At 69.3% G+C, this 26,973-nt stretch carries 18 protein-coding genes; 14 read left to right on the plus strand and 4 right to left on the minus strand.

Translation table 11 applies throughout. From position 1 onward, the window contains the following. Nucleotides 1–78 precede the first annotated feature (78 nt). From dapF to hflX, 4 genes are all read left to right on the plus strand, one after another. Nucleotides 79–948, plus strand: a complete 870-nt coding sequence (gene dapF, locus QF027_RS35250; protein WP_307079158.1) for a diaminopimelate epimerase — start codon at nucleotides 79–81, stop codon at nucleotides 946–948. A gap of 284 nt (nucleotides 949–1,232) precedes the next feature. Then, nucleotides 1,233–3,485: a RelA/SpoT family protein gene (locus QF027_RS35255; RefSeq protein ID WP_307079160.1), complete on the plus strand. Its 2,253-nt coding sequence runs from the start codon at nucleotides 1,233–1,235 to the stop codon at nucleotides 3,483–3,485. Between the two features lie 254 nt (nucleotides 3,486–3,739). After that, nucleotides 3,740–5,302, plus strand: coding sequence for a M1 family metallopeptidase (locus QF027_RS35260; RefSeq protein WP_307079163.1), 1,563 nt, complete (start codon nucleotides 3,740–3,742; stop codon nucleotides 5,300–5,302). A 126-nt stretch (nucleotides 5,303–5,428) separates the two neighbouring features. Then, nucleotides 5,429–6,925, plus strand: coding sequence for a GTPase HflX (gene hflX / locus QF027_RS35265; protein WP_307079165.1), 1,497 nt, complete (start codon nucleotides 5,429–5,431; stop codon nucleotides 6,923–6,925). A 137-nt stretch (nucleotides 6,926–7,062) separates the two neighbouring features. On the opposite strand, the gene QF027_RS35270 is transcribed toward hflX, so the two are convergent. Continuing rightward, nucleotides 7,063–8,292, minus strand: coding sequence for a trypsin-like serine peptidase (locus QF027_RS35270; RefSeq protein WP_307079167.1), 1,230 nt, complete (start codon nucleotides 8,290–8,292; stop codon nucleotides 7,063–7,065). 393 nt (nucleotides 8,293–8,685) lie between these two features. Here QF027_RS35270 and QF027_RS35275 point away from each other — a divergent pair, with 393 nt between their 5' ends. From QF027_RS35275 to QF027_RS35290, 4 genes are all read left to right on the plus strand, one after another. Next, complete coding sequence (locus tag QF027_RS35275) at nucleotides 8,686–10,368, plus strand: diaminobutyrate--2-oxoglutarate transaminase family protein (RefSeq protein WP_373432451.1); 1,683 nt, start codon at nucleotides 8,686–8,688, stop codon at nucleotides 10,366–10,368. A 494-nt stretch (nucleotides 10,369–10,862) separates the two neighbouring features. Continuing rightward, nucleotides 10,863–12,827, plus strand: coding sequence for an IucA/IucC family protein (locus QF027_RS35280; protein WP_373432452.1), 1,965 nt, complete (start codon nucleotides 10,863–10,865; stop codon nucleotides 12,825–12,827). A 38-nt stretch (nucleotides 12,828–12,865) separates the two neighbouring features. Next, entirely contained in the window at nucleotides 12,866–13,720 is an 855-nt protein-coding gene (locus QF027_RS35285; protein ID WP_307079169.1) for a GNAT family N-acetyltransferase, read from the plus strand. A gap of 417 nt (nucleotides 13,721–14,137) precedes the next feature. Then, a complete protein-coding gene (locus QF027_RS35290; RefSeq protein ID WP_306975482.1) occupies nucleotides 14,138–16,156 on the plus strand; it encodes an ATP-dependent DNA helicase in 2,019 nt (672 codons plus the stop codon). A gap of 142 nt (nucleotides 16,157–16,298) precedes the next feature. Here the strand turns inward: QF027_RS35290 and lexA are convergent, their stop codons facing one another. Beyond that, nucleotides 16,299–17,078 carry a transcriptional repressor LexA gene (lexA, locus tag QF027_RS35295; protein WP_007385161.1) on the minus strand — a complete coding sequence of 260 codons (780 nt, stop codon included), beginning with the start codon at nucleotides 17,076–17,078 and terminating at the stop codon, nucleotides 16,299–16,301. A 562-nt stretch (nucleotides 17,079–17,640) separates the two neighbouring features. On the opposite strand from lexA, the gene nrdR reads away from it, so the two are divergent. The 3 genes from nrdR (at nucleotide 17,641) to QF027_RS35310 (ending at nucleotide 22,123) form a co-directional block, all read left to right on the plus strand. Next, complete coding sequence (nrdR, locus tag QF027_RS35300) at nucleotides 17,641–18,216, plus strand: transcriptional regulator NrdR (RefSeq protein WP_307079171.1); 576 nt, start codon at nucleotides 17,641–17,643, stop codon at nucleotides 18,214–18,216. Nucleotides 18,217–18,379: 163 nt separating this feature from the next. Then, on the plus strand, nucleotides 18,380–21,280 hold the full coding sequence (locus QF027_RS35305; protein ID WP_307079173.1) for a vitamin B12-dependent ribonucleotide reductase: 2,901 nt from the start codon (nucleotides 18,380–18,382) through the stop codon (nucleotides 21,278–21,280). Nucleotides 21,281–21,580: 300 nt separating this feature from the next. Next, the gene (locus tag QF027_RS35310; protein WP_307079175.1) at nucleotides 21,581–22,123 is read left to right on the plus strand and encodes a DUF6215 domain-containing protein; all 543 of its coding nucleotides are present in this window, start codon (nucleotides 21,581–21,583) and stop codon (nucleotides 22,121–22,123) included. Nucleotides 22,124–22,127: 4 nt separating this feature from the next. On the opposite strand, the gene QF027_RS35315 is transcribed toward QF027_RS35310, so the two are convergent. Next, nucleotides 22,128–22,652: a TerD family protein gene (locus QF027_RS35315; protein ID WP_307079178.1), complete on the minus strand. Its 525-nt coding sequence runs from the start codon at nucleotides 22,650–22,652 to the stop codon at nucleotides 22,128–22,130. 148 nt (nucleotides 22,653–22,800) lie between these two features. Between QF027_RS35315 and QF027_RS35320 the strand changes: the two genes are divergently transcribed. From QF027_RS35320 to QF027_RS35330, 3 genes are all read left to right on the plus strand, one after another. Next, nucleotides 22,801–23,406, plus strand: a complete 606-nt coding sequence (locus QF027_RS35320) for a YdbC family protein (protein WP_266529371.1) — start codon at nucleotides 22,801–22,803, stop codon at nucleotides 23,404–23,406. A 119-nt stretch (nucleotides 23,407–23,525) separates the two neighbouring features. Then, on the plus strand, nucleotides 23,526–24,185 hold the full coding sequence (locus tag QF027_RS35325) for a histidine phosphatase family protein (RefSeq protein WP_307079180.1): 660 nt from the start codon (nucleotides 23,526–23,528) through the stop codon (nucleotides 24,183–24,185). 12 nt (nucleotides 24,186–24,197) lie between these two features. Then, nucleotides 24,198–25,103 (plus strand): ADP-ribosylglycohydrolase family protein, encoded by a 906-nt coding sequence (locus QF027_RS35330; RefSeq protein ID WP_307079181.1) that lies wholly within the window; start codon nucleotides 24,198–24,200, stop codon nucleotides 25,101–25,103. Nucleotides 25,104–25,382: 279 nt separating this feature from the next. Here the strand turns inward: QF027_RS35330 and QF027_RS35335 are convergent, their stop codons facing one another. Continuing rightward, nucleotides 25,383–26,930 carry an MFS transporter gene (locus QF027_RS35335; protein ID WP_306975467.1) on the minus strand — a complete coding sequence of 516 codons (1,548 nt, stop codon included), beginning with the start codon at nucleotides 26,928–26,930 and terminating at the stop codon, nucleotides 25,383–25,385. Nucleotides 26,931–26,973 lie beyond the last annotated feature (43 nt).

The following is a 26,973-nucleotide window of genomic DNA, read 5'->3' on the forward strand; positions in this document are numbered from 1 at the left end:
GCGCGGGGCTGTGTCGGTCTGCGGCTACCGGCGCGTGGGCGCGACCAGCCCGCACCGGCCTGCACGTACGATCGAGACATGAGCACCCGGATCCCCTTTCTCAAGGGCCACGGCACCGAGAACGACTTCGTGATCGTCCCGGACCCCGAGAACACCCTGGACCTGCCCCCCGCCGCCGTCGCCGCCCTGTGCGACCGCCGGGCAGGCATCGGCGGTGACGGCCTGCTCCACGTCGTACGGTCCGCCGAGCACCCCGAGGCCACGCACATGGCCGGGGAGGCCGAGTGGTTCATGGACTACCGCAACGGCGACGGTTCCATCGCCGAGATGTGCGGCAACGGCGTACGCGTCTTCGCCCGCTACCTCCAGCGCGCCGGTCACGTCGCCGAGGGCGACCTCGCCGTGGCCACGCGCGGGGGCGTGAAGGCCGTGCACATCGCGAAGGGCGGTGACGTCACCGTCGCCATGGGCAAGGCGCTGCTCCCCGAGGGGGACGTCACGGTGAGTGTCGGCGACCGCAGCTGGCCCGCACGCAACGTGAACATGGGCAATCCACACGCCGTCGCCTTCGTGGACGACCTGGCGCACGCCGGTGACCTGTACTCCCCGCCGCCGTTCAGCCCGGCCGCCGCCTACCCGAGCGGGGTCAACGTCGAGTTCGTGGTCGACCGCGGCCCCCGCCATGTCGCCATGCGCGTGCACGAGCGCGGGGCGGGCGAGACCCGGTCCTGCGGCACGGGCGCGTGCGCCGTCGCTGTCGCCACGGCCCGCAGGGACGGCGCCGACCCGGTGGCCACCGGCACCCCGGCGACCTACACCGTCGATGTGCCCGGAGGCACCCTGGTGATCACCGAGCGGAGCGACGGCGAGATCGAGATGACCGGTCCCGCGGTGATCGTCGCCGAGGGCGAGATCGACGCCGACTGGCTGGAAAACGCGGTTGGTTGACCATATGAATCACAGCACTCGGACGGCCCAAGGCGTGGAACCACAGCCTTCGGCCCTCTGTGCGATTCAAATCCATGGTCGGCCGCAGGTCAGGCGGCGCGAAATCGTAAACCTGGAAGCCTTCGCTCGATTGGGTGATCCGTTTCACGCTCGCCGAGAGGCGGTCAGCCGGGCGTGATGGGCTCGGTAGCATCAAGCACCGGCCCGGACGGGGACAGATGCCATCCCCTGAGCCGTGTCCGCCATGGGGCACCCCGTCCGCCGGTCCACAGCCGGAGGTGCCCATGAGTGCGGAGGCCACGAACCCCGCGACCCCAGGTCCGGTAACAGGTGCGGCCGCCCGTTGGCGGGCGCGGATCGACCTGCGCCGCCTGGGCCGCGCCGCGCTGCTCGGCCCCGCCGCCCGAGACCGGCTGCCCGACGCCATCGGCCATGTCGCCGAGGCCCACCGCGCCCACCACCCCGACGCCGACCTCGAACCGCTGCGCCGCGCCTGGGTCCTGGCCGAGTCCTCGCACCGCGGCCAGATGCGCAAGAGCGGTGAGCCGTACATCACCCATCCGCTCGCCGTGACCCTGATCCTCGCCGAACTCGGTGCCGAGACCACGACCTTGACGGCCTCTTTGCTCCACGACACCGTCGAGGACACCGAGGTGACCCTCGATCAGGTCGGCAAGGAGTTCGGCGCGGAGGTCCGGTTCCTCGTCGACGGCGTCACCAAGCTGGAGAAGGTCGACTACGGCGCCGCCGCTGAGCCCGAGACCTTCCGCAAGATGCTCGTCGCCACCGGCAACGACGTCCGCGTGATGTCGATCAAACTCGCCGACCGGCTGCACAACATGCGCACCCTCGGCGTGATGCGCCCCGAGAAGCAGGCCCGCATCGCCAAGGTCACCCGGGACGTTCTCATCCCGCTCGCCGAACGCCTCGGCGTCCAGGCACTCAAGACAGAGCTGGAAGACCTGGTCTTCGCGATCCTCCACCCCGAGGAGTACGAGCACACGCGCGAGTTGATCGTCGACAACGCCTCCCGCGCGGACGACCCGCTCGCCGAGATCGCCGACGAGGTGCGCTCCGTGCTGCGCGAGGCCGGCATCCCGGCCGAAGTCGTCATCAGGCCACGGCACTTCGTCTCCGTGCACCGGGTGGCCCGCAAGCGCGGCAGGCTGCGCGGCGCGGACTTCGGCCGACTGCTGGTCCTGGTCGGCGAGGACGCGGACTGCTACGGCGTCCTGGGTGAACTGCACACCTGTATGACGCCTGTCGTCTCGGAGTTCAAGGACTTCATCGCCGTACCGAAGTTCAACCTGTACCAGTCGCTCCACACCGCTGTGGCCCGCGGCGACGGCCAGGTCGTCGAAGTCCTCATCCGCACCCACCAGATGCACAAGGTCGCCGAGGCCGGCGTGGTCGCGCTCGGCAATCCGTACGCCTCACCTTCGGACACCTCGGAGGCGACGAGCGCGCCCACCGGCGCAGGGGCCGACGAGGAGCGGGTGGACCCCACCCGCCCCGGCTGGCTCTCCCGCCTCCTCGACTGGCAGGCGGCCGCGCCCGACGCCGACACTTTCTGGTCGACCCTCCGTGAGGACCTCGCCCAGGACCGCGAGATCACCGTCTTCCGGCCCGATGGCGGCACCCTGGGCCTACCCGAGGGCGCGACCTGTGTGGACGCCGCGTACGCGCAGTACGGCGAAGACGCGCACGCGTGCCTCGGTGCCCGCGTCAACGGCCGTCTGGCGACCCTGAGCACCGTTCTGAAGGACGGCGACACCGTTCAGCTCCTCATGGGGCAGGACCCCGCCGCCGAGCCCTCCAAGGAGTGGCTGGAGCACGCGCACACGCCCGCGGCACGGATCGCCATCCGGCGGTGGATCGCGACCCATCCGTCGCACGAGACGCCGGAGGAGATCGTGGAGCGGGGCGGCACGGCCGGCGCGACCACTGAGGACGTGCAGGCCGGGCGGGGCAGTTCGAACCCCTTCCGGGCCACCACCGCAGAGCCACCGGTTGCCGACACTCCCGACAGCGTGGGCCGGATCACCGCCGAGTCGCAGGCCTCCGACAACCCGGCCGCCGACCGCCCCGGCGCCGCCGTCGCCCTCGTCGACCAGCCCGGTGCGACCGTACGGCTCGCCGGCTGCTGCACGCCCGTACCGCCCGACGAGATCACCGGCTTCGCCGTGCGCGGGGGAGTGGTCACCGTGCACCGGGTCGAGTGCGCCGCGGTGGCGCGGATGAAGAGCGTGGGGCGCACGGAGGTCGGCGTGCGCTGGGGCGACACCGCCGAGTGCCGGGTCACGCTGTTCGCGGAATCGTTCGGCCGACCGCACCTCCTCGCCGACCTCACGGAGGCCATGGCCGGCGAGGGGGCCGAGATCGTCTCCGCGACCGTCGAACCCCCGAGCCAGCAGCGGGTACGCCACACCTACACCGTCCAGCTGCCGGATGCGGCCCGGCTGCCGTCGCTGATGCGGGCGATGCGGAACGTGGCCGGGGTGTACGACGTGAGCAGGGCGCAGACGCCGGGAGCCTGAAGGGCGACCCGGGGGTCGCGTCCGACCGGGGCCACAGGTCTGCACGCGCGTGGGGGGCCGGTCCACAGGTCTTCGTGAGCGCATGCAGGATCGGTCGACAGGACCTCACGCGCGTGTGCCGACCACAGAACCTCACGCGTGTGTGGCGGCCACAGAACCTCACGCGTCCCCTCAACGGAACCGAAGCACCCCGTTCGAGTGGGACAGTCGCGCGTTGCCGCCGTGGCGCACGCGCGCGCTGGTAGCGGTGGTGCATGCCGCTCAGCTCCCACACTCACGCCGGTCCCACCCCCACTCACCCCACCCCCACGCACCCCACCCACGCCGACCGGCTCGGCCCCGAGGCCCCCCGTCGCCGTACCGGAAACGCCCGACGGCGCAAGGCGGCCGCGCTGCTCGCCTCCGCCGTCTCCGTCTGCCTGCTCGCCGCGAGCGCACCGGCCACACCGCTCGGGGTCGGTGACCGCCTCTTCCCGCACCTCGGCAACCCCGGCTACGACGTGGCGTCGTACGACCTCTCCTTCACCTATCCCGGCGACAACAGCAAGCCACTCGCGGCCGTCACCACGATCGACGCCTGGACGACGACGGAACTCGACCGCTTCAACCTCGACTTCGCACACGGCGAGGTCCAGTCGGTGGAGGTCGACGGTCTGCCCGCGGCTTTCACCAGCGCCGGCGAGGACCTCGTCGTCACGCCCGACGCACCGCTGCCCACCGGCAGCTGGATGCGGATCACCGTCCGGCACACCAGTGACCCCGTCTCCGCCGACGACCGGGACGGCGGCTGGGTGCGCACCGCGGACGGGCTCGCCATGGCCAACCAGGCCGACGCCGCCCACCTGGTGTTCCCCTGCAACGACCACCCCTCCGACAAGGCGATGTTCACTGTCCGGGTCACCGCACCCGACGGCTACACGGCCGTCGCCAACGGCCTGCCGACGGACGTGGACCGCGCAGGCCGGACGACCACCTGGACGTACCGCACCCAGCACCCCATGGCCACCGAACTCGCTCAGGTGTCCATCGGTCGCTCCACCGTGCTGCGCCGCAGCGGCCCGCACGGACTGCCCGTCCGGGACGTCGTGCGCACAAGGGACCGCGCCAAGCTCGAACCCTGGCTCAAGAAGACCCCCGGCCAGCTGGCCTGGATGGAGGGCAAGGTCGGGCCGTACCCCTTCGAGACGTACGGCATCCTCATGGCCGCCGCCGACACCGGCTTCGAGTTGGAAACTCAAACTCTGTCCCTCTTCGAGAGTGACCTCTTCACCGAGCACGCCCACCCCAAGTGGTACGTCGAGTCGATCATGGTCCACGAGCTCGCCCACCAGTGGTTCGGCGACAGCGTCAGCCCCCGCACCTGGTCGGACCTGTGGCTCAACGAAGGACATGCCACCTGGTACGAGGCCCTGTACGCGGAGGAGAAGGCGGGCCGCGCCCTCAAGGCCCGCATGAAGGCCGCGTACGGCGCCTCCGACCGCTGGCGGGCCGAAGGCGGACCGCCCGCCGCGCCGAAGCCGCCCGAGCCCGGCCAGAAGATCAGCATCTTCCGGCCGAACGTCTACGACGGCGCCGCCCTGGTCCTGTACGCCCTGCGCCAGGAGATCGGCCGCAGGTCCTTCGAGAACCTGGAACGGGCCTGGGTACAGGAACATCGGGACGGCACGGCGTCGACCGCCGACTTCGTGCACCTCGCCTCCGAGATCGCCGGGCGCGACCTCGGCGGCTTCCTCCGGGGCTGGCTCTACGGCGAGAAGACCCCGCCGATGCCCGGCCGCCCGGGCTGGAGGGCCGTGGCGCCGGCGAAAAGGCGGTGACGAGACGCCCCGTACCGTGCGACCATCTTCAGGTCGGCGCGGCACGGGGCGCGGGAATCTCCCGGGGTGCTCGTGCGTTGTGACACATGACCGCCGAATCGGAATCCCCATCGACGTAAGGATCAAATGACCTCCTCTTCATCCCCTTCCCAGGACACGCAGCGCCTCGCGCACACATACGCCGAAGGTCTTCGGGCCGATGCCCTGATGGAAGAGGACGTCGCCTGGAGCCACGAGATCGACGGAGAGCGGGACGGCGATCAGTTCGACCGCTCCGAGCGCGCGGCCCTGCGCCGTGTGGCCGGCCTCTCCACCGAACTCGAGGACGTCACCGAGGTCGAGTACCGCCAGCTCCGTCTGGAGCGGGTCGTCCTCGTCGGCGTCTGGACCACGGGGACCGCGCAGGACGCGGACAACTCCCTCGCGGAGCTCGCCGCCCTCGCGGAGACCGCGGGCGCACTGGTGCTCGACGGCGTGATCCAGCGCCGGGACAAGCCCGACGCGGCCACCTTCATCGGTTCCGGCAAGGCACTGGAGCTGCGTGACATCGTCGTCGAGTCCGGCGCGGACACCGTCATCTGCGACGGTGAGCTCGGCCCCGGCCAGCTCATCGCCCTCGAAGACGTCGTCAAGGTCAAGGTCATCGACCGTACGGCCCTGATCCTCGACATCTTCGCCCAGCATGCCAAGTCCCGAGAGGGCAAGGCGCAGGTCGCGCTCGCGCAGATGCAGTACATGCTGCCGAGGCTGCGAGGCTGGGGTCAGTCGCTGTCCCGTCAGATGGGCGGCGGCAAGGGCGGCGGCCTCGCCACCCGTGGTCCCGGTGAGACCAAGATCGAGACGGACCGGCGTCGGATCCGCGAGAAGATGGCGAAGATGCGCCGGGAGATCGCGGACATGAAGACCGGCCGCGAGATCAAGCGGCAGGAGCGCAAGCGCCACAAGGTGCCCTCGGTCGCCATCGCCGGCTACACCAACGCCGGCAAGTCGTCGCTGCTCAACCGCCTCACGGGCGCGGGCGTCCTGGTCGAGAACGCCCTGTTCGCGACCCTCGACCCGACCGTCCGCCGCGCGGAGACCCCGAGCGGCCGCCTGTACACGCTGGCCGACACCGTCGGTTTTGTACGGCACCTGCCGCACCACCTGGTCGAGGCGTTCCGCTCCACCATGGAGGAGGTCGGCGAGTCCGACCTGATCCTGCACGTGGTGGACGGATCGCACCCGAACCCGGAGGAGCAACTGGCCGCCGTGCGCGAGGTGATCAGGGACGTCGGCGCCACCGACGTGCCCGAGATCGTCGTGATCAACAAGGCCGACGCGGCCGACCCGCTGACGCTCCAGCGGCTGATGCGGAACGAGAAGCGCTCCCTCGCGGTCTCGGCCCGTACCGGCCAGGGCATCACCGAACTGCTCGCCCTGATCGACAACGAACTGCCCAGGCCGTCCGTCGAGATCGAGGCGCTCGTGCCGTACACCCACGGCAAGCTGGTCGCCCGTGCTCATGACGAGGGCGAGGTGATCTCCGAGGAGCACACGGCGGAGGGCACCCTGCTCAAGGTGCGAGTGCATGAGGAGCTGGCCGCGGATCTCGCGCCGTACGTGCCGACACCGGTTGTCGCCTGATTGCCGTAGCTCTCTGAGAGGCCCGCCCTTTTCCCGAAGGGCGGGCCTCCAGCGTGTTCAGGTCACCTACGGTTCGTGGTCGGTCGTGGTCCTTGTGATCGTCGGGCCGGTCAGGATGCTCGGGAAGGCCGAGGGGCTCACTGGCCCGCGAACTTCTCGCTGACCGAGTCATACAGGCCCTTGGCCACCTCACCCAGCCGGGGCCCAGCCAGCCAGCCCGCGTTCACCGGCCCGATCGAGGTGTTGGACACAAGGGCCGGTCGCCCGTCCGCATCGGCCGTGACCCAGCCGCCGCCGGACGAACCACCGGTCATGGTGCAGCCGATGCGGTACATCGTCGGGTCCGAGGCGTTGATCGACAGCCGTCCCGGCCTGTCCTGACACTGGTACAACGTCTCCCCGTCGAACGGTGCCGCCGCCGGATACCCGCCGACCGTGATGCTCTCCACCTGCGGCACCGCCGACGCGGCGAAGTTCACCGGCAAGGCCGAACCGACCGTCTCCTCCAGAGACTTGCCGTTGCCACCCTCCTCCGGCGTCACATGGATGACGGCGAAGTCGTACGGGGCACCGTCCCCGCCTGTCGGCCCACCCTGGGCGATCCACTGGTCCGAGGTCTGTGCCCAGTCGGCCCACCAGACGCCGTACGGAGCGACCTCCTTCTCAGTCGCGCTCTCCAACTCCGGGGCCGACAAGGCCTGGTCGTTGTACGACGGCACGAACGCGGTGTTGCGGTACCAGCCACCACTCTTGCCCGCGTGCACACAATGACCCGCCGTCCACACCAAGTCGGACTTGCCCGGGTGGGCCGGGTCCTCCACGACCGTCGCCGAGCAGACCATCGTGCCCTCGGGGGAGTCGAAGAACACCTTGCCCGCCTCGGGCACGTTGTCGTGGTACGTAGGTGATACGGGCTTCGCGTCCACCGGCGTCGGCTCCGGGTCGGTCACACCCTGGTCACCCGAGAGGTCGCTCTCCTGGACACCGCGGTCGGGATCCGCGGCCTCCCGCATCCGGTCCGGGTCCCACAGGCCCTCGATGATCGGGTTGATGTAGTCCTGGGCCTCGCGCAGCCAGTCGTCCCTGTCCCAGTTCTTCCAGGCGCCGTTCTTCCACTTGTCGACATCGATCCCGTGCTCCTTGAGCTTGTCCCCGATGTTGTCCGGGATCGTGATCTTGCCGTCGCCCTCGGGCACGGCCGGGGCGGAGGCCTGCGCGTTCGCGTCCGAATCGCCCGAACCACAGCCGGTGGCGGTCAGCGCCAGCACGGAGGCGAGGGCCACTGCGGCAAGCGCCGGAGAGGTTCTGCGGCGCGCCCCCTTTCCGTCTTCGCCGTGAGCGTTCAACGACAGCGGTTCGGATCGCATGCTCTGCCTCCCCCTGTGTGGACGAACCCGGGTGCGCAACCGGGGACTTCCCGCAGACGTCCCGCGAGTTCACCTTCCGGCACCGCGCCTTGGAACGGCATCACACACTATGCGCCCGTTATGGGGGACTTCCGACGGAACCGCAACAGTTCCGTCACGCCAAAGATCTTCAGCCAACCCGTAACCCGGTGAACGGTCCGGGGTTGGTAGCGGTGGGGGCTTGCTGCCGGCGGACGGGTCGGTCCCCGGCGCCTCAATCCCCGGAGATTTCCCCACAGTCGGGACATCGATGTGCCGAGATGTCGAGCAAACGGTCCCGGGGCTCCGTATGTCGGGGCGGGTGAGTCCGCGAGGGAACCGCTTGCCCCTGCACAGCGCGACGACGGGAGAACCATGGCCGTGACCGAGACCGCACCCGGTGAGGCCATGGCGGGGCGCACCTCCGTCGAGGAACCGTCGGCGACCCGCTCCGCGCACGAGGGAATCCTGCGGCGTCAGTCGGCCCGCGAGTCGGCGGCACGCACCTATGCCCGTGCCCTCCCGATCGTGCCGGTACGTGCACGCGGCCTGACCATCGAGGGCGCCGACGGCCGCCGCTACCTCGACTGCCTCTCGGGCGCCGGCACCCTTGCCCTCGGACACAACCACCCCGTCGTCCTGGAGGCGATCCGCAAGGTCCTCGACTCGGGCGCGCCCCTCCACGTCCTCGACCTCGCGACGCCCGTCAAGGACGCCTTCATCACCGAACTGTTCCGCACCCTGCCGCCCGGCCTGGCCGACCACGCACGCGTACAGTTCTGCGGCCCGGCCGGCACCGATGCGGTGGAGGCCGCCTTCAAGCTCGTGCGCGCCGCGACCGGCCGCAACGGCATGCTCGCCTTTGCCGGCGCCTACCACGGCATGACCTCCGGCGCTCTCGAAGCGTCCGGCGACGCCTTCGACGTACGGGTCGCCCGGCTGCCCTACCCTCAGGACTACCGCTGTCCCTTCGGGGTCGGCGGCCCGCACGGCGCCGAACTCGCCGCACGTTGGACCGAGTCCGTCCTCGACGACCCCAAGTCCGGGGTGCCGCTGCCCGCAGGGATGATCCTCGAACCCGTCCAGGGCGAGGGTGGCGTTCTTCCAGCCCCTGACGCGTGGATGCGACGCATGCGACGGATCACGGCCCACCGCTCGATCCCGCTCATCGCCGACGAGGTCCAGACAGGAGTCGGCCGTACCGGGGCTTTCTGGGCCGTGGAGCACAGCGGCATCACCCCCGACGTCATGGTCCTGTCCAAAGCCATCGGCGGAAGCCTGCCCCTCGCCGTGGTGGTCTACCGCGACGAGCTCGACGTCTGGGAACCCGGCGCCCACGCCGGCACCTTCCGCGGCAACCAACTCGCCATGGCCGCGGGCACGGCCACGATGGCCTACGTCCGCGAGAACGGCCTCACAGAACGCGCGGCAACGCTCGGGGCGCGGATGCTGGAGCAACTCCGAGGGCTGAGCCGGGAGTTTTCCGTGATCGGTGATGTGCGGGGGCGGGGGTTGATGATCGGGGTGGAGATGGTGGAAACGGTTGAGGGGGAAGGTGAAGGGGAGGCGTGGGGTGTCATTGGGCCGGGGGAGCCCAACGGGCCCGGTGAGGCTGGTGGGTCCAGTGGGTCCAGTGGGTCCAGTGGGTCTGAGGGGTCCGGTAGGTCCGGTGGGCCCAGTGGGTCTGACAGGTCCGGTAGGTCCGGTGGGTTCGATGAGGACGGTGGGACCGCTGGCTTGCTGGGCTCGGTCGGGTTGAGTAGCGCCGGTGGTGCCGGGGCCGTGGTGACGCCGGGTTCCAACCCGTCCCCTCGCCCTGCCTCTCCTGAGCTTGCCGTCGCCGTCCAGCAGGAGTGCCTCCGGCGTGGCCTGATCGTCGAACTCGGTGGTCGTCACGCGAGCGTCGTGCGTCTGCTCCCACCTCTGACGATCACCGACGAACAGGCGACCGCCGTCCTCGACCGACTCGCCGACGCCGTGGCAGCAGCGGCCCGCGGCCACGGCAGCGGTGCCAGGAGACAACAGCAGCGTCGGCGCCGGAGCGAGGGGACGGGGTAGCGGCGGGGGCCGAAGGGGCGGCAGGAACTGGCGTATCGGCTGGAGCCGCACCGGGAACTGGGGCCGCACCCACGCCCTGAACCGGAGCGACAACTCCCGGCGAAGTCGGCGTGACAGCCGCACACGGAGCCGGGCCCGGAGTCGGGGCTCGGGTCGGAGCTGGGACTGGGGTTGGTATTGAGGTCGGAGCCGGGACTGGATCCGGGGTCTGCACTTGAGTCGGAATCGGGCAACGGCTGGAAGCCGGAGTCCGGGCCGGGCCCATAGTTTCCGCAACCCCTCGCGCCACAGGCCGAGACGCGAGCCGCTTACCAACGCCTCTGAACAGTCACCGTCATCACGCCGATTGCTCACCGGATCCCTCCCGAACACCACTCACCTCACCTCCACGCGATGCAACCGCTCTCTGTGCCCCAGATCCCCGATCAACCGGTCGCCCTCGCACTACGACATAGCGTCCCTCCCAGGCAGAAACACCCCGAGGAACATCGAACTTGAACACCACCCCCACCCCCCAGGACCGCACCCCCACGCACCCGCTCAACCTTTCCGAGACAGCCCCCTCTCCGCAGCGTCCCTCCCGCCCCGACCACGCCCCGTTCCAGGGCGGCCCTCCCGAACGGGAACGCCTGCGGGGCGCCACCAGCGACCCGCTGAACCACCCGGACCCGCAGGCCGCGGCCGAAGCCGCCACTGTGGAGAATCTGCTGCGCTGCTGGGCCCGCGAGACGGACCTGCCCGCCCCCACCGGCGGCACCCTCCACATTCCCCTCCCCGCCAGCGGCACCTCCCTCCTCGTCCCCGTCCGCTACTGGTCGCCGACGGGATGGCACCGCTTCGGCCTTCCCCATCTCGCCGACGCCCCCGGGCAGGCCCCGCCGGTCGATGCGGTCACCGTCTCGGCGCTGCTCACCCGGGAGTCACTGACGGCAGAATCCCCCGCCTCTGCAGCCGGTGCCGAAGTCGTGGCCCGGGTAGCCGACTCCGTCCGCCGTACCGCCACCTTCGTCCGCGAGCGACGCAAGCACCCCGACGACGGCCCCGACCTCTTCCGCGCCGCCGAACAGGCACTCGTCCTCGGCCACCCTTTGCACCCGGCCCCGAAGAGCCGCGAAGGTCTCGCCGAAGCCGAAGCAGCCTCGTACTCACCCGAGCTGCGCGGTTCCTTTCTCCTGCACTGGATCGCTGTCGACCCCTCTCTCCTCGCCACCGACTCGGCCTGGACCGAGCGGGGCCGTCCCGTCACCGCTGTCCAGCTCACCCAACGTCTGGCCGGCCCCGACCTTCCGCTGCCCGACGGCCGCACGGCCCTGCCGCTGCACCCCTGGCAACTCCGCGAGGTCCGGCACCGCTCCGAGACCGCCTCGCTGTTCGATGCCGGACTGCTCCAGGACCTGGGCGCCCACGGCTCCCCGTGGCATCCCACCTCCTCCGTGCGCACCGTCCATCGCTCCGGCGCCCCCGCCATGCTCAAGCTCTCGCTGGGCCTGCGCATCACCAATTCCCGCCGCGAAAACCTCCGCAAGGAACTTCACCGGGGTGTCGAGGTGCACCGGCTCCTGCGCAGCGGCCTGTCCAAGCAGTGGCAGGCGGTCCACCCGGCCTTCGACATCGTCCGTGACCCTGCCTGGCTCGCCGTCGACGGGCCCGACGGCAGTCCCGTCCCCGGCATCGACGTGATGATCCGGCACAACCCCTTCAGCCCCTCTCACGACGTCTCCTGCATCGCCGGACTCGTCTCACCCCGTCCCGATCCCCGCGCCCGGGCCGCTGCCACCGAGGACCGCCCGCGCAGTGACAGGCCGGACCGAGACCGTCCGGAGACGGACCGGCCGGTCTGGCGGTCCCGTCTGGCCGAGGTCGTCACCCGTCTCGCCGCCCGCACCGGCCGCCATCGAGGAGTCGTCGCCGCCGAGTGGTTCCTGCGCTACCTGGAACACGTCATCCGCCCGGTGCTGTGGCTCGACGGAGAGGCGGGCATCGCTCTGGAGGCGCATCAGCAGAACACCTTGGTCCTGTTGGACGCCGACGGCTGGCCCGCCGGCGGCCGGTACCGCGACAACCAGGGCTACTACTTCCGCGAGTCCCGACGGGCGGAGCTCGACGCCCGCCTGGCCGGCATCGGTGCACACAGCGACACCTTCGTCTCCGATGAGGTCACCGACGAGCGTTTCGCCTACTACCTCGCGATCAACAACGTCTTCGGCCTCATCGGTGCGTTCGGCTCGCAGCGACTGGCCGACGAACGGCTGTTGCTCGCTGCCTTCCGTCGCTTCCTCGACGACGTGGCCTGCGGACCCGCCCGATTGCGCACCACGCTCCCGGGCCGCCTGCTCGACTCACCCGTCCTGCGCTGCAAGGCCAATCTGCTGACCCGCGTGCACGGTCTGGACGAACTCGTCGGCCCGGTCGACACCCAGTCCGTCTACGTCACCATCCCCAACCCCCTTCACTCCTGAGGGACATGACCCGCCCCGCCTTCTGAGAGGAGCGTCCTGTGTCTCCCACCGACGCGAGTGCCGATGCCGTTTCCGCCGCCTCGACCGACGTCGGCGACGGCGCCGGTCCCGACGAGAGCGAGGACAGCGTTGCCCGGGGCATCGGCCGGAGCACCGACAACGAGGACACGCTGGAACTGCGCCTGCCCGACGAACTCGTCGCGCTCTTCGAGGAGGGACGGTCAAGGGTCGATGCAGCCACGGCCGATGTTGCAGCCGGTCACGGGCAACGGAGCTGGAGCGACAGCACCGCCCTGCACGCCGCACGCACCCCGGGCGGCGACGACCTGCTGGACGGGGTCGCCGACTGGGGGCCGATCGCGACCCCGGCAGGCGTGTTCCAACTCGTGCCCGTACGCGTCGAACGGGACCTTGCCCTCGTGTGCCGCTGGATGAACGACCCCGCCGTCACCGCGTTCTGGGAACTGGCCGGGCCCCAGAACGTGACGGAGGACCACCTGCGTCCCCAGCTGGCCGGTGACGGGCGCAGCTTTCCCTGCCTCGGGGTGCTGGAGGGCACTCCGATGAGCTACTGGGAGATCTACCGGGCAGACCTGGATCCGCTGGCTCGCCACTATCCGGTCAGACCGCACGACACCGGTATCCATCTCCTCATCGGCGCCGTCACCGATCGAGGGCGCGGTCTCGGCGGCACTCTTCTCAGAGCCGTCGCCGATCTCGTACTCGACAGGCGACCAGCCTGTGCTCGTGTCATCGCGGAACCCGACCTTCGCAACATCCCGTCCGTCACCGCCTTTCTGAGCGCAGGCTTTCGCTTCTCAGCTGAGGTCGACCTGCCCGCCAAGCGGGCGGCCCTCATGATCCGAGACCGGTCCCTGCGCGATCTGCTGTAGCAATGCGTCATCGTGCAATCACTTTTGGTACACCGCTCGCGCCGAACCGGTTCCCACCCGCCGCGAGACTTTTTCGACGACCCCTGGACGCACGACCCCTGGACGCACGCCCCCTGGACGCGCGACCCCCGGACCCACGTTCCCGGACGCACGACCCGGGGTGCACGACTTCCGCAAACGACCTCGCACCCCCCGGGGTTCCGCCATACCGGTCCCGCCCACAAGGCCTCGGTCGATTCCGGCCGCCGCCCGACCGAAGTCGCCTCCGACCGGATCGGACCCGACCGAAGTCGAAGCGAGTCGAGCTGATCCGACCCCGCCCCCCTACCCCTCCGAGGAGTTCCCGGTCTTGATCCCGCCTCTCGCCCCCGCCTTGATCACCCCTTTGTCAGTGCCGGGCCGTAGGGTGGTCGCGCTATGACGAAGCCCTCACTCCCCGAACTCCTGCATGCTGCCGTCACTGCCGTCGGCGGTACGGAGCGCCCCGGCCAGGTGACCATGGCCGAATCCGTCGCGGACGCGATCGACGACGGCTCCCACCTGCTGGTGCAGGCCGGCACCGGTACCGGAAAGTCGCTCGGCTATCTCGTGCCCGCGCTCGCGCACGGGGAGCGGGTCGTCGTCGCGACGGCCACCCTCGCCCTGCAGAGACAGCTCGTCGAGCGCGACCTGCCGCGCACGGTCGAGGCGCTGCACCCGCTGCTGCGCCGCCGCCCGGAGTTCGCGATGCTCAAGGGCCGGTCGAACTATCTGTGCCTGCACCGCCTCCACGAGGGCGTCCCGCAGGACGAGGAGGAGGGGCTCTTCGACCAGTTCGAGGCCGCCGCGCCCACCAGCAAGCTGGGCCAGGATCTGCTGCGGCTGCGGGACTGGTCGCAGGACACCGAGACCGGTGACCGCGACGACCTCACGCCGGGTGTCTCCGACCGCGCCTGGGCACAGATCTCCGTGTCCTCCCGGGAGTGCCTGGGAGCGACGAAGTGCGCCTACGGCGCCGAGTGCTTCGCCGAGATGGCCCGCGAGCGTGCGAAGCTCGCCGAGGTCGTCGTCACCAACCACGCACTGCTCGCGATCGACGCCATCGAAGGCGCCCCCGTGCTCCCTCAGCACGAAGTACTGATCGTCGACGAGGCGCACGAGCTGGTCTCCCGGGTCACCGGTGTCGCCACCGGCGAGCTCACCCCCGGCCAGGTCAACCGGGCGGTGCGCCGCGCCGCGAAGCTTGTCAACGAAAAGGCGGCCGATCAGCTCCAGACCGCGGCGGAAGGCTTCGAGCGGCTGATGGAGCTCGCCCTGCCCGGCAGGCTGGAGGAGATCCCGGAGGACCTCGGGTACGCGCTCATGGCCCTGCGCGACGCCGCTCGTACGGTCATCTCCGCGATCGGAGCGACCCGCGACAAGTCGGTCCAGGACGAGGACGCGGTCCGCAAACAGGCGCTGGCCTCCGTGGAGGCGGTGCACGACGTGGCGGAGCGGATCACGAACGGCTCGGAGTGGGACGTCGTCTGGTACGAGCGCCACGACCGCTTCGGCGCCTCCTTGCGCGTGGCCCCCATGTCGGTGTCCGGCTTGCTGCGGGAGAAGCTGTTCGCGGACCGTTCCGTGGTCCTCACCTCGGCGACCCTGAAGCTGGGTGGCGACTTCAACGGCGTAGGAGCGTCCCTGGGGCTCGCTGCGGAAGGAACCGAGGGTGAAGACGTGCCGAAGTGGAAGGGCCTCGACGTCGGTTCGCCCTTCGACTACCCCAGGCAAGGCATCCTCTACGTCGCCAAGCACCTCTCGCGCCCCGCGCGTGACGGCGACCGAGCGGACATGCTCGACGAGCTGACCGAGCTCATCCAGGCGGCAGGCGGCCGCACTCTGGGGCTCTTCTCCTCCATGAGGGCTGCCCAGCTGGCCGCCGAGGAGCTGCGCTCCCGCATCCCGGAATTCCCGATCCTCCTCCAGGGCGAGGAGACCCTCGGCGAACTGATCAAGAACTTCGCGGCTGACCCGCAGACCTGCCTCTTCGGCACCCTGTCGCTCTGGCAGGGCGTCGACGTCCCCGGCCCCAGCTGCCAGCTGGTCGTCATGGACAAGATCCCCTTCCCGCGCCCCGACGACCCTCTGATGAGCGCCCGCCAGAAGGCGGTGGAGGACGCGGGGGGCAACGGCTTCATGGCGGTCGCCGCCACGCATGCCGCGCTGCTCATGGCCCAGGGTGCCGGCCGCCTCGTCCGGGCCTCGGGGGACCGTGGTGTGGTCGCGGTACTGGATCAGAGGCTCGCGACGGCGCGGTACGGCAGCTACCTCAAGGCGTCACTGCCCGACTTCTGGTACACCACGGACCGTAATCAGGTGCGGAAGTCGCTGACGGCGATCGACGCCGCGGCGAGGGCGATGGAAGCGGCGGAACTTGCGGCAGAGGCCGAGAAGGCGCAGGCGGAAGCCGGATGATCGCAGCTTGGCCTGACCCGGTGATGGGTCCGGCCAACCCGCGATGCGGAGCGACCCGTCACCGGGGCCGGACAGCGCAGGGCCCCGGAACCGGCGCAGAGGTTCCGGGGCCCGGTCGGATCGGCGAGGCCTGCCGCGGTGCTCAGACGCGCCGCAGTACTGCCACTACCTTGCCGAGGATGGTCGCGTCGTCGCCGGGGATCGGCTCGTACGCGGAGTTGTGGGGGAGGAGCCAGACGTGGCCGTCTTCGCGCTTGAAGCGCTTGACGGTGGCTTCGCCTTCCAGCATCGCGGCCACGATGTCGCCGTTCTCGGCGACGGGCTGGCGGCGGACGGTGACCCAGTCGCCGTCACAGATCGCGGCCTCGATCATCGAGTCACCGACGACCTTCAGCACAAACAGCTCACCGTCGCCGACGAGTTGGCGGGGGAGGGGGAACACGTCCTCGACCGATTCCTCGGCGAGGATCGGGCCACCGGCGGCGATCCGGCCGACGAGCGGGACGTACGACGCGGCGGGCTTGCCCGCGGTGTCCGTGGGCTGCACCGAGGCGCCCTGGTCGGAGCCGCGCACCTCGTACGCGCGCGGGCGGTGCGGGTCGCGGCGCAGGAAGCCCTTGCGCTCCAGTGCCATCAACTGATGTGCGACGGATGAGGTGCTGGACAGCCCGACAGCCTGGCCGATCTCCCGCATGGACGGCGGGTAGCCGCGCCGCTGGACGGAGTCCCTGATGACCTCGATCACCCGGCGCTGCCGGTCGGTGAGTCCCGAGCTGTCCGCCCGGATGCCTGGAGGTCGGCCCGGGAGGGATCGCTTGTGTCCCTCGGGATTCGCGGCTTCGTTCATCGCATGCACCGGCTCGAGTCGGCCCTGGGAACGGTCCTGGGCAGTGATGGTGGCACTGTCTGCGGTCGTGGTCACGTCGGCCCCTCTCGATGGTCTCCCTGCTGGACAACGGTAGTTGCTTTCGAAAGGTTGCGCCAAACACACGTTCGAGTGAAAAATCGCGGATCACCTGACGCGATCATGTGTCTGGATGTATGGCTAACGCTCCGCCTGCCGAACAAAAGGGCCCATTGCTGTACTCTTCACCGCCGGATGGCGACCTCACGGGTTGTTGCCCCAGTCTGCCATCCAGTGCCCAGTCGGCCGGGTACCGGCTCCCATCTGTGCGGGAATCCCACGTCCCCTCCTTGTGGCGCCCACGGTATCTCCGCATGCGCCGCAGCGATACGGCTGTGCGTCGTGTTCGCCGGGGGCCGGGGCAGTCGTATGGCACATGCCCATACAGGCGCGACGTGCATGTACGGCGTGTATGCCGTGCCAATCCCTACATGTAGTGCTTGGATTGCTACAGCAGCCCAGAAGTTGTGGTCCCCCGGGTCTCCACGCCCGCCGCGATCGCCTATGCTGGGGGCTGCTTCGAGGGGCCCATGGGGCTCAGCGAGGCTATTGAGTCTGCTGTGAGGAGGGTTGGGAGTTCATGCACTGCCCCTTCTGCAGGCACCCCGACAGCCGCGTCGTCGACAGTCGTACGACCGACGACGGCACGTCGATCCGCAGGCGCCGCCAGTGCCCGGACTGCTCCCGTCGTTTCACGACCGTGGAGACGTGCTCGCTCATGGTGGTCAAGCGGTCCGGAGTGACCGAGCCCTTCAGTCGTACCAAGGTCATCAACGGCGTGCGCAAGGCATGCCAGGGGCGGCCTGTCACCGAGGACGCGCTCGCCCAGCTCGGCCAACGGGTCGAGGAGGCGGTGCGAGCCACCGGGAGTGCCGAGCTGACCACCCACGACGTGGGGCTGGCCATACTCGGCCCGTTGCAGGAGCTCGACCTCGTCGCCTATCTGCGATTCGCCTCCGTCTACCGGGCGTTCGACTCGCTCGAGGACTTCGATGCGGCCATCGCGGAACTGAGGGAGACGGGACCCCCCGCCGCGGACGACGAGGACCGCGGAGGGGCTGCGGACGGCGAAGGGGCCGTCGCGGGGAGCCAGGAAGACGATCGCGGGCCCGGAGGGACTGCTCAACTCCCCGAGCCCGCCCGCGCCGCCGACTGATCGGCGGGCCGGACCGGGCCAGGGCCCCGGGCCGGCCGGACGGCGGCGACCGAAGACCTGTTGCGGGCAGTAGTGAGTTGGGTGCCCGCAATACCAGACAGAACACCGTGCCACGGGAACAACGGGGCACTTCAGGGCGTTTTCGCCCGTACAGGGAGGCGGCATGACAGAGACGGCGAGCGGTCCGGCACGGAGTTCCCGCGCCAAGGGCACCAAGGCGGCTGCTAACAAGGGCCTGCGCATCGAGCGCATCCACACCACCCCCGGCGTGCACCCGTACGACGAGGTGGAATGGGCGCATCGTGACGTCGTCATGACCAACTGGCGCGACGGCTCGGTCAACTTCGAGCAGCGTGGCGTCGAGTTCCCCGACTTCTGGTCGGTGAACGCGGTCAACATCGTCACCAGCAAGTACTTCCGCGGTGCTGTCGGCACCCCCCAGCGCGAGGTGAGCCTCAAGCAGCTCATCGACCGCATCGTGAAGACGTACCGGAAGGCCGGCGAGGACTACAAGTACTTCGCGTCGCCCGCCGATGCGGAGATCTTCGAGCACGAGCTGGCGTACGCCCTCCTGCACCAGATCTTCAGCTTCAACAGCCCGGTGTGGTTCAACGTCGGTACGCCCCAGCCGCAGCAGGTCTCGGCCTGCTTCATCCTGGCCGTCGACGACTCCATGGAGTCGATCCTCGACTGGTACAAGGAAGAGGGCATGATCTTCAAGGGCGGCTCCGGTGCCGGCCTGAACCTCTCCCGTATCCGCTCCTCCAAGGAGCTGCTGTCCTCGGGCGGCAACGCCTCCGGTCCGGTCTCCTTCATGCGTGGCGCCGACGCCTCCGCGGGAACGATCAAGTCGGGTGGCGCCACGCGTCGCGCCGCCAAGATGGTCATCCTCGACGTCGACCACCCCGACATCGAGGACTTCATCGAGACCAAGGTGAAGGAGGAGGAGAAGATCCGCGCCCTGCGCGACGCGGGCTTCGACATGGACCTGGGCGGCGACGACATCACGTCGGTGCAGTACCAGAACGCCAACAACTCGGTCCGCGTGAACGACACGTTCATGAAGGCCGTCGAGACGGGCGGCAAGTTCGGCCTGACGTCCCGTATGACCGGCGACGTCATCGAAGAGGTCGAGGCCAAGGCGCTGTTCCGCAAGATGGCCGAGGCCGCCTGGGCCTGCGCCGACCCGGGCATCCAGTACGACGACACCATCAACCACTGGCACACCTGCCCGGAGTCCGGCCGTATCAACGGCTCGAACCCCTGCAGCGAGTACATGCACCTGGACAACACGTCCTGCAACCTCGCCTCGCTGAACCTGATGAAGTTCCTCAAGGACGACAGCAAGGGCAACCAGTCCTTCGAGGTGGAGCGCTTCGCCAAGGTCGTCGAACTCGTCATCACCGCGATGGACATCTCCATCTGCTTCGCGGACTTCCCGACGCAGAAGATCGGTGAGAACACGCGCGCGTTCCGCCAGCTCGGCATCGGCTACGCCAACCTCGGCGCTCTGCTCATGGCTACCGGCCACGCGTACGACTCCGACGGCGGCCGCGCTCTCGCCGGGTCCATCACCTCCCTGATGACCGGCACGTCGTACAAGCGTTCCGCCGAACTCGCCGCGGTCGTCGGCCCGTACGACGGCTATGCCCGCAACGCGCAGCCGCACCTGCGTGTCATGAAGCAGCACTCCGACGAGAACACCAAGGCCGTCCGCATGGACGACCTGGACACGCCGATCTGGGCCGCCGCCACGGAGGCCTGGCAGGACGTGCTGCGTCTCGGTGAGAAGAACGGTTTCCGTAACGCCCAGGCGTCCGTCATCGCTCCGACCGGCACCATCGGTCTCGCGATGTCCTGCGACACCACCGGTCTTGAGCCCGACCTCGCGCTGGTCAAGTTCAAGAAGCTGGTCGGCGGCGGCTCGATGCAGATCGTCAACGGCACCGTCCCGCAGGCCCTGCGTCGCCTGGGCTACCAGGAGGAGCAGATCGAGGCGATCGTCGCCCACATCGCCGAGAACGGCAATGTGATCGACGCTCCCGGCCTCAAGCACGAGCACTACGAGGTCTTCGACTGCGCCATGGGCGAGCGCTCCATCTCCGCGATGGGCCACGTCCGCATGATGGCCGCGATCCAGCCCTGGATCTCCGGCGCGCTCTCCAAGACGGTCAACCTGCCGGAGACGGCGACCGTCGAGGACGTCGAAGAGGTCTACTTCGAGGCCTGGAAGATGGGCGTCAAGGCGCTCGCCATCTACCGCGACAACTGCAAGGTCGGCCAGCCCCTCTCCGCCAAGACCAAGGAGAAGGAGAAGGCAGAGGTCACGGAGAAGGCCGAGGAGACCATCCGCGCGGCGGTCGAGAAGGTCGTCGAGTACCGTCCGGTCCGCAAGCGTCTGCCCAAGGGCCGGCCCGGCATCACGACCTCCTTCACGGTCGGCGGCGCCGAGGGGTACATGACCGCCAACTCCTACCCGGACGACGGTCTCGGCGAGGTCTTCCTGAAGATGTCCAAGCAGGGCTCCACCCTCGCGGGCATGATGGACGCCTTCTCCATCGCCGTCTCGGTGGGCCTCCAGTACGGCGTGCCGCTGGAGACCTACGTCTCGAAGTTCACCAACATGCGCTTCGAGCCGGCCGGCATGACGGACGACCCGGACGTGCGGATGGCGCAGTCGATCGTCGACTACATCTTCCGCCGCCTGGCGTTGGACTTCCTGCCCTTCGAGACGCGTTCCGCGCTCGGCATCCACTCCGCCGAGGAGCGTCAGCGCCACCTCGAGACCGGCTCCTACGAGCCGACCGAGGAGGAGGTCGACGTCGAGGGTCTGGCCCAGTCGGCGCCGCGCGCCCAGGAGCTGAAGGCGGTCGTCACGCCGAAGGCCGAGGTCGAGGCGGCCAAGCCCGCCCCGCAGCAGGCCCACACCAGCGCCGAGCTGGTGGAGATGCAGCTGGGCATCCAGGCCGATGCCCCGCTGTGCTTCTCCTGCGGTACGAAGATGCAGCGGGCCGGTTCCTGCTACATCTGCGAGGGCTGCGGTTCGACCAGCGGCTGCAGTTGATGTGAGCCCGGGGCGGTGCAGTCGGACATCGGCTGCACCGCCTTCGGCTTTTCCGTTTCTCCACGGGACGATCACACGTTAGGCTCCCCCAGCGCACGACCGGCGCGAACGGCAGGGTGGGGGACACGGGGAACATGGCTGAGCAGCAGATTGCGGATGTCCCAGGGAGCGTGAGGCAGCCCGAGAAGGGCCCGAGCGAGTGGGGCCAGGCTGTCGCGGCGCTGGTGGTGGTCGGGGGCCTCGCGGCTCTTCTCTTGTCAGGGACTCTTTCAGCAGAAGTCCAGCGATCCCGAACCGGCCGTGTGCCACACGTCGGACGACGCCCGGCCGTCGAAGCCGGTATCCGGGGTGCAGTTGTGCAACGCGCTGAACCGTGCGGACCTGCCCACACTGCTCGGCACGCCGACCGAGTACGCGATGAACGCCAGCGGCAACGAGAGCATGGGCACCTGGGCCGACGGAACCAAGACCGTCACACCTGAGGCGGAGGTCCAGCTGTCCACCTACTCCGTGAAGCTCTCGACGTCCGACGACGACATCCCGGTGGCCGAGATGGCGGGCTTTCTGGGAAGTTCGGCGCAGAACAGGACGATAGGCGGGCACCCGGCGGTCCTCTACTCGGACCGGACCATCGCCCTCAACTTCAACCTCGGTGGCGGCAAGGTCGACACCGGTCCCGGCGGCATCGCCCGCAGCCTGCTGGTCGCCAAGGACACCAAGGACGGCGGCGGCTTCTACGAGGTCTCCATATGGCGTCAGGACGACGTCGTGCCCGATGACCTCGCGTTGCTCCGCGTCGCCGAGACGGTGCTGCCGACGGTCCCGGACTGGACCGCCGGCTGACACGTCACGCCCGGCCCATGCTCCGGGTGAACGTCGCGGGGTCGTCCTCGAAGCCGTTGATCCCGGGGTGGAAGTCCCAGGTGCCGGATTCCTGACGTACGAACTCCGCGACCTTCGCGGCCGTAGCGCCCAGGACGCCGCCGAAGTCGTCCTCGGCCAGGACGGTGTAGCCCTCACGGATGCGCAGGGCCGGGTTGGTCACGCCGACGAAAGTGCGGGGTGCGGAACGCTGCTGGATGACGGTGCCGACGACCACGCGCGTGTACCGGGCGTCCAGGCGGTCGAGTTCGAGGGTCATGACCTCGTCCCAGCCGAAGCCCTTGCCGTCCTTGCTGTCCCGGTTGAGATAGATGGTGCCGTCGGGGGAACGGCTGTCGAAGTGCACCACATAGGCGGGATCGCCATACGGATCCCCCGCCACGTAGGTCGCGGCGACGATGTCCAGGTCGGTGTCCGGCTGGCCCGCCGGACTCGGATCCCACTTGAGCGCGACCTCGACCTTGCGGATCCCCTTGTTGATGCCGCTCACCGGATTTCCCCTTCCCCCTGTGTCCACGGCCCGAACTGCCAGTCAGACAAGACCGGTTGTCCATCCTGCCACGCGCGTGTGCCACTTGAGCGTCACCTCTGCCGCCGAGCGTGACCGGCGCCACGCTCTGTGGCCTTACCATGGCGCGGTGCTGGTCAAGTGGATTCGCTGCACCGTGGTGGACCGCCGCGGCTTCGAGCGGGGGCAGCGAAAGTGGGCGGGGCTTCTCGGAGAGCCGGGGTTTCGGGGACAGGGCGGAGGCTGGAGCCGGGGGCGGCAGGGTGTGGCGCACATTTTCTCCTTCTGGGAGAGCCGTTCCTTCTACGACTCCTTCATGGCCCGTTCCCATGACCGGCTCGCGGCGGCCCAGTCAGGCACGTTCAAGGACGTCCAGGTCAAGCTGTTCGACTACCGCTTCGACGTGAAGACGGGCTTCGAACCGCGCTTCACCGACGCCGACCTGGTGCGGTTCGCCCACTGCCGCGTCCACGAAGAGCGTGCGGAGCACTTCACGCTCATGCAGGAAAAAGTCTGGAATCCGGCGATGGCCGGCTCGCCGGGCATGATCCGTGGTCTGTTCGGGGAGGCCCCAGGGCACGAGTTCCTGGTTCTCTCGATGTGGCGGTCGGCCGCCGAGCACGGCAAATACCGCACCGAACGTGTGGAACGGCTCGCGCTGCGCGCACAGACCGACGCCGACGTCGCCGCCCTCACGGGCGACATCCTGGATCTTGAACCGGCCTGGACGGTTTGAAATCCCGACTCACCATTCGTGCTCGTCTGCGCGGCCGATGGTGCGGGAAATGTGTGACCTACGCCGTATGGAGCCCGTACGAGTGCTCGATACGCCCTCACCCGATCTAGGGTCTTGGCATGGCACGACCACGGCGAATCGTCCTTGTCCGGCACGGGGAGTCAACGGGCAATGTTGATGACACCGTGTATGAACGCGAGCCCGACCACGCCCTGGCCCTGACGGAACGGGGCTGGCTGCAGGCGGAGGAGACCGGTAAACGGCTGCGAGAGGTGCTGGGCCGCGAACGCGTCAGTGTGTACGTCTCTCCCTACCGCCGTACACACGAGACGCTCCGCGCCTTCCATCTGGACCCCGAGCTCATACGGGTGCGCGAAGAACCGCGGTTGCGGGAGCAGGACTGGGGAAACTGGCAGGACCGCGACGACGTACGTCTCCAGAAGGCGTACCGGGACGCCTACGGGCACTTCTTCTACCGGTTCGCCCAGGGTGAGTCCGGCGCCGACGTGTACGACCGGGTGGGTGGCTTCCTGGAGAGCCTGTTCCGCAGCTTCGAGGCGCCCGACCATCCGCCGAATGTCCTGATCGTGACGCACGGCCTCGCCATGCGGCTGTTCTGCATGCGCTGGTTCCACTGGACGGTCGCGGAATTCGAGTCACTGTCGAACCCGGGGAACGCGGAGATGCGGATGCTCGTTCTCGGGGACGACGGCAAGTACGCCCTTGACCGGCCCTTCGGGCGCTGGCGAGAGCCGGAACCCTACGGGATCACCGATTAGAGTGGCAGACCGATGACCGCTGACTCCGCACTCGAGGGGCGCCTGAGCCGCGCCCTGGCCAGTCTGCGTGGCCTGGCCGTGGGGGACGCGCTGGGCTCGCAGTTCTTCGTGCCGGTGAACTACCCCCTGCTGAAGAACCGCGAGTTGCCGCCCGGCCACTGGCAGTGGACGGACGACACCGAGATGGCCTGCTCGGTGGTGGCCGTCCTGGCCGCCCACCACCGCATCGACCAGGACGTCCTGGCCCAGTCCTTCGCCGAACACCACGATTTCGATCGAGGCTACGGCCCCGCAGTCAACCGCCTGCTGCGGCTGGTCCGCGAGGGCGGTGACTGGCGCGAGCTCGCCGCGGCTCTCTTCAACGGGCAGGGTTCCTGGGGCAACGGCGCCGCGATGCGCATCCCGCCCCTCGGAGCGTTCTACGCGGACGACCCGGAGCAGGCGACCCACCAGGCCGAGATCTCGGCGTATCCCACGCATCAGCACCGTGAGGCCGTGGTCGGCGCCATGGCCGTCGCAGCGGCCGCCGCGCTGGCCGCCGCCCCCGGTGGTCCGCCCAGCCCCGGGGCATTTCTTGACGGCGTCATCGCTCTCGTCCCGAAGAGTGCCGTCGGCGCGGGGCTGCGGCGGGCACGCGACATGCTCGACTACGGTGACGCCTCCACCGTCGCGGCCGTTCTGGGCTGCGGGCGCCGGACGACGGCCCACGACACTGTGCCGTTCGCGCTCTGGTCCGCCGCCCGGTCCCTGGGCGACTACGAGGAGGCGTTCTGGACAACCGCCCAGGTGGGCGGTGACGTGGACACGACCTGCGCCATCGTGGGTGGTGTGATCGCCGGGGGGAAGGCCGGGGCGCCGCCCGCCGAGTGGGTGCAACGGACCGAGGCGTTTCCGGAGTGGCTGCGGGTGCCGGGCTAGGAGCCCAGGCCTCGCCTCCGGCCGCATCCTCGAAAACTCTCCGTGCATGCCGGGAACTCTGCGTAACCGCCCGCTCGTTGTCGTGGCAGTTGCCGTGCGACGGATGGGCCGGTGCACGCACAAGCCACGTGAGAGGCGCGGGGTGTGGCCATGGGGTGGTTGGTGGTGTTCGCCCTGCTGTGGACGGTGCTTGTCGTGCGGATGGCCGGACTCTCGTCCTCGCCGTCGATCCTCCGGACCCGGCCCGGCCATCCGCTGCTCATCGTGAGCCCGGCTCCATCAGCCGAGGCCCGGACCCGCCGTGCCGGCGAGCGCCTCCAGGTCACTCTTGCGGACCTTGATCACCAACCAGGCACTGGCCAGGGCGAGTACGGCCATCGAGGCAGCTGCCACGAAGCCCGACGAGATGCCCTGGGCGAGCACTTCGTGTCCCCACGGGGCGGGCAGCTGGTGCGTCTTGGCGAACTCCGCCTTCTGCTCCGCCGAACCGTCGGCCATGAAATGCGGCAGCTGCTTCTCGGCCTCGTCCTTGCTGGCCGACCCGAACACGGTCGTCAGGATGGACAGACCGAGCGAACCGCCCACCTGCTGTGTGGCGTTGAGCAGCCCGGAGGCCGCGCCGGCCTCATGCTGGGCGACGCCGGAGACCGCGGTGATCGTCAGCGTCACGAAGTTCAGGCCCATGCCGAAGCCGAAGATCAGCATCGGTCCGAGAACTCCACCGACGTAGGAGCTGTCGGAGCTGATGAGTGCCTGCCAGGCGAGCCCGGCGACCGCGAGCGCCGAACCCGTGAGCATGAACGGCTTGGGGCCGAGCACTGGCAGGAACCGCTGCGAGAGGCCTGCCCCCAGCGCGATCACGACCGTCACGGGCAGGAAGGCGAGACCGGCCTGGATCGGGGTGTAGTCCAGCACGTTCTGGACGAAGAGCACGATGTAGAAGAACATGCCGAACATTGCGGCAGCGAGACTCAGCATGATCACGTAGGTGCCCGAGCGGTTGCGGTCGGCGAACATCCGCAGAGGGGTGATCGGCTCCTTGGCGCGCGACTCGATGAAGGCGAAGGCGAGCAGGAGCACCACGGCGATGCCGAAGGACCCGATGGTCAGGCTGTCCCGCCAGCCCTCGTCGGCGGCGCGGATGAAACCGTAGACGAGCAGGGCCATGCCGCCTGTGGAGGTCAGGGCGCCCGCGATGTCGAAGCGGCCGCTGTGGCGCTCGGACTCGCTGATGTACAGCGGGGTGAGTACCGCGATCAGCACGCCGATCGGCACGTTGACGAAGAGCACCCATCGCCAGTCGAGCCACTCGGTGAGCATGCCTCCCGCCAGCAGACCTATGGCACCGCCGCCCGCGGAGACGGCGGCGAAGACGCCGAAGGCCCGGTTGCGCTCGGGACCTTCGGGGAATGTGGTGGTGATCAGCGCCAGCGAGGTGGGCGACGCGATCGCGCCGCCCACGCCCTGCAGGACGCGGGCGGCCAGCAGTTGCCAGGGCTCCTGGGCGAGGCCGCCGAGCAGCGAGGCGAAGGTGAACAGCAGGATGCCGGTCATGAACACCCGGCGGCGCCCGAGGATGTCACCCGCGCGACCGCCCAGAAGGAGCAGGCCGCCGAAGGTGAGCGTGTAGGCGCTGACGACCCATGTGAGGTCGGTGGTGCTGAATTTGAGAGCGTCTTGAATGTGCGGCAGCGCGATGTTCACAATCGTCGCGTCGAGTACCACCATGAGTTGGCAGGCCGCGATGACGGCGAGCGCGATGCCGGGTCGCCCTTCCCGGCGGGCCGCACCTGGTTTCTGATCCTTGATCAACTGAGAGGTTGTCACTATGGGTCCCCCACAAGCACGTTAGTGAACGGTTGCGTTCACT

This window comes from Streptomyces canus (assembly GCF_030816965.1).
Lineage (GTDB): Bacteria > Actinomycetota > Actinomycetes > Streptomycetales > Streptomycetaceae > Streptomyces > Streptomyces canus_E.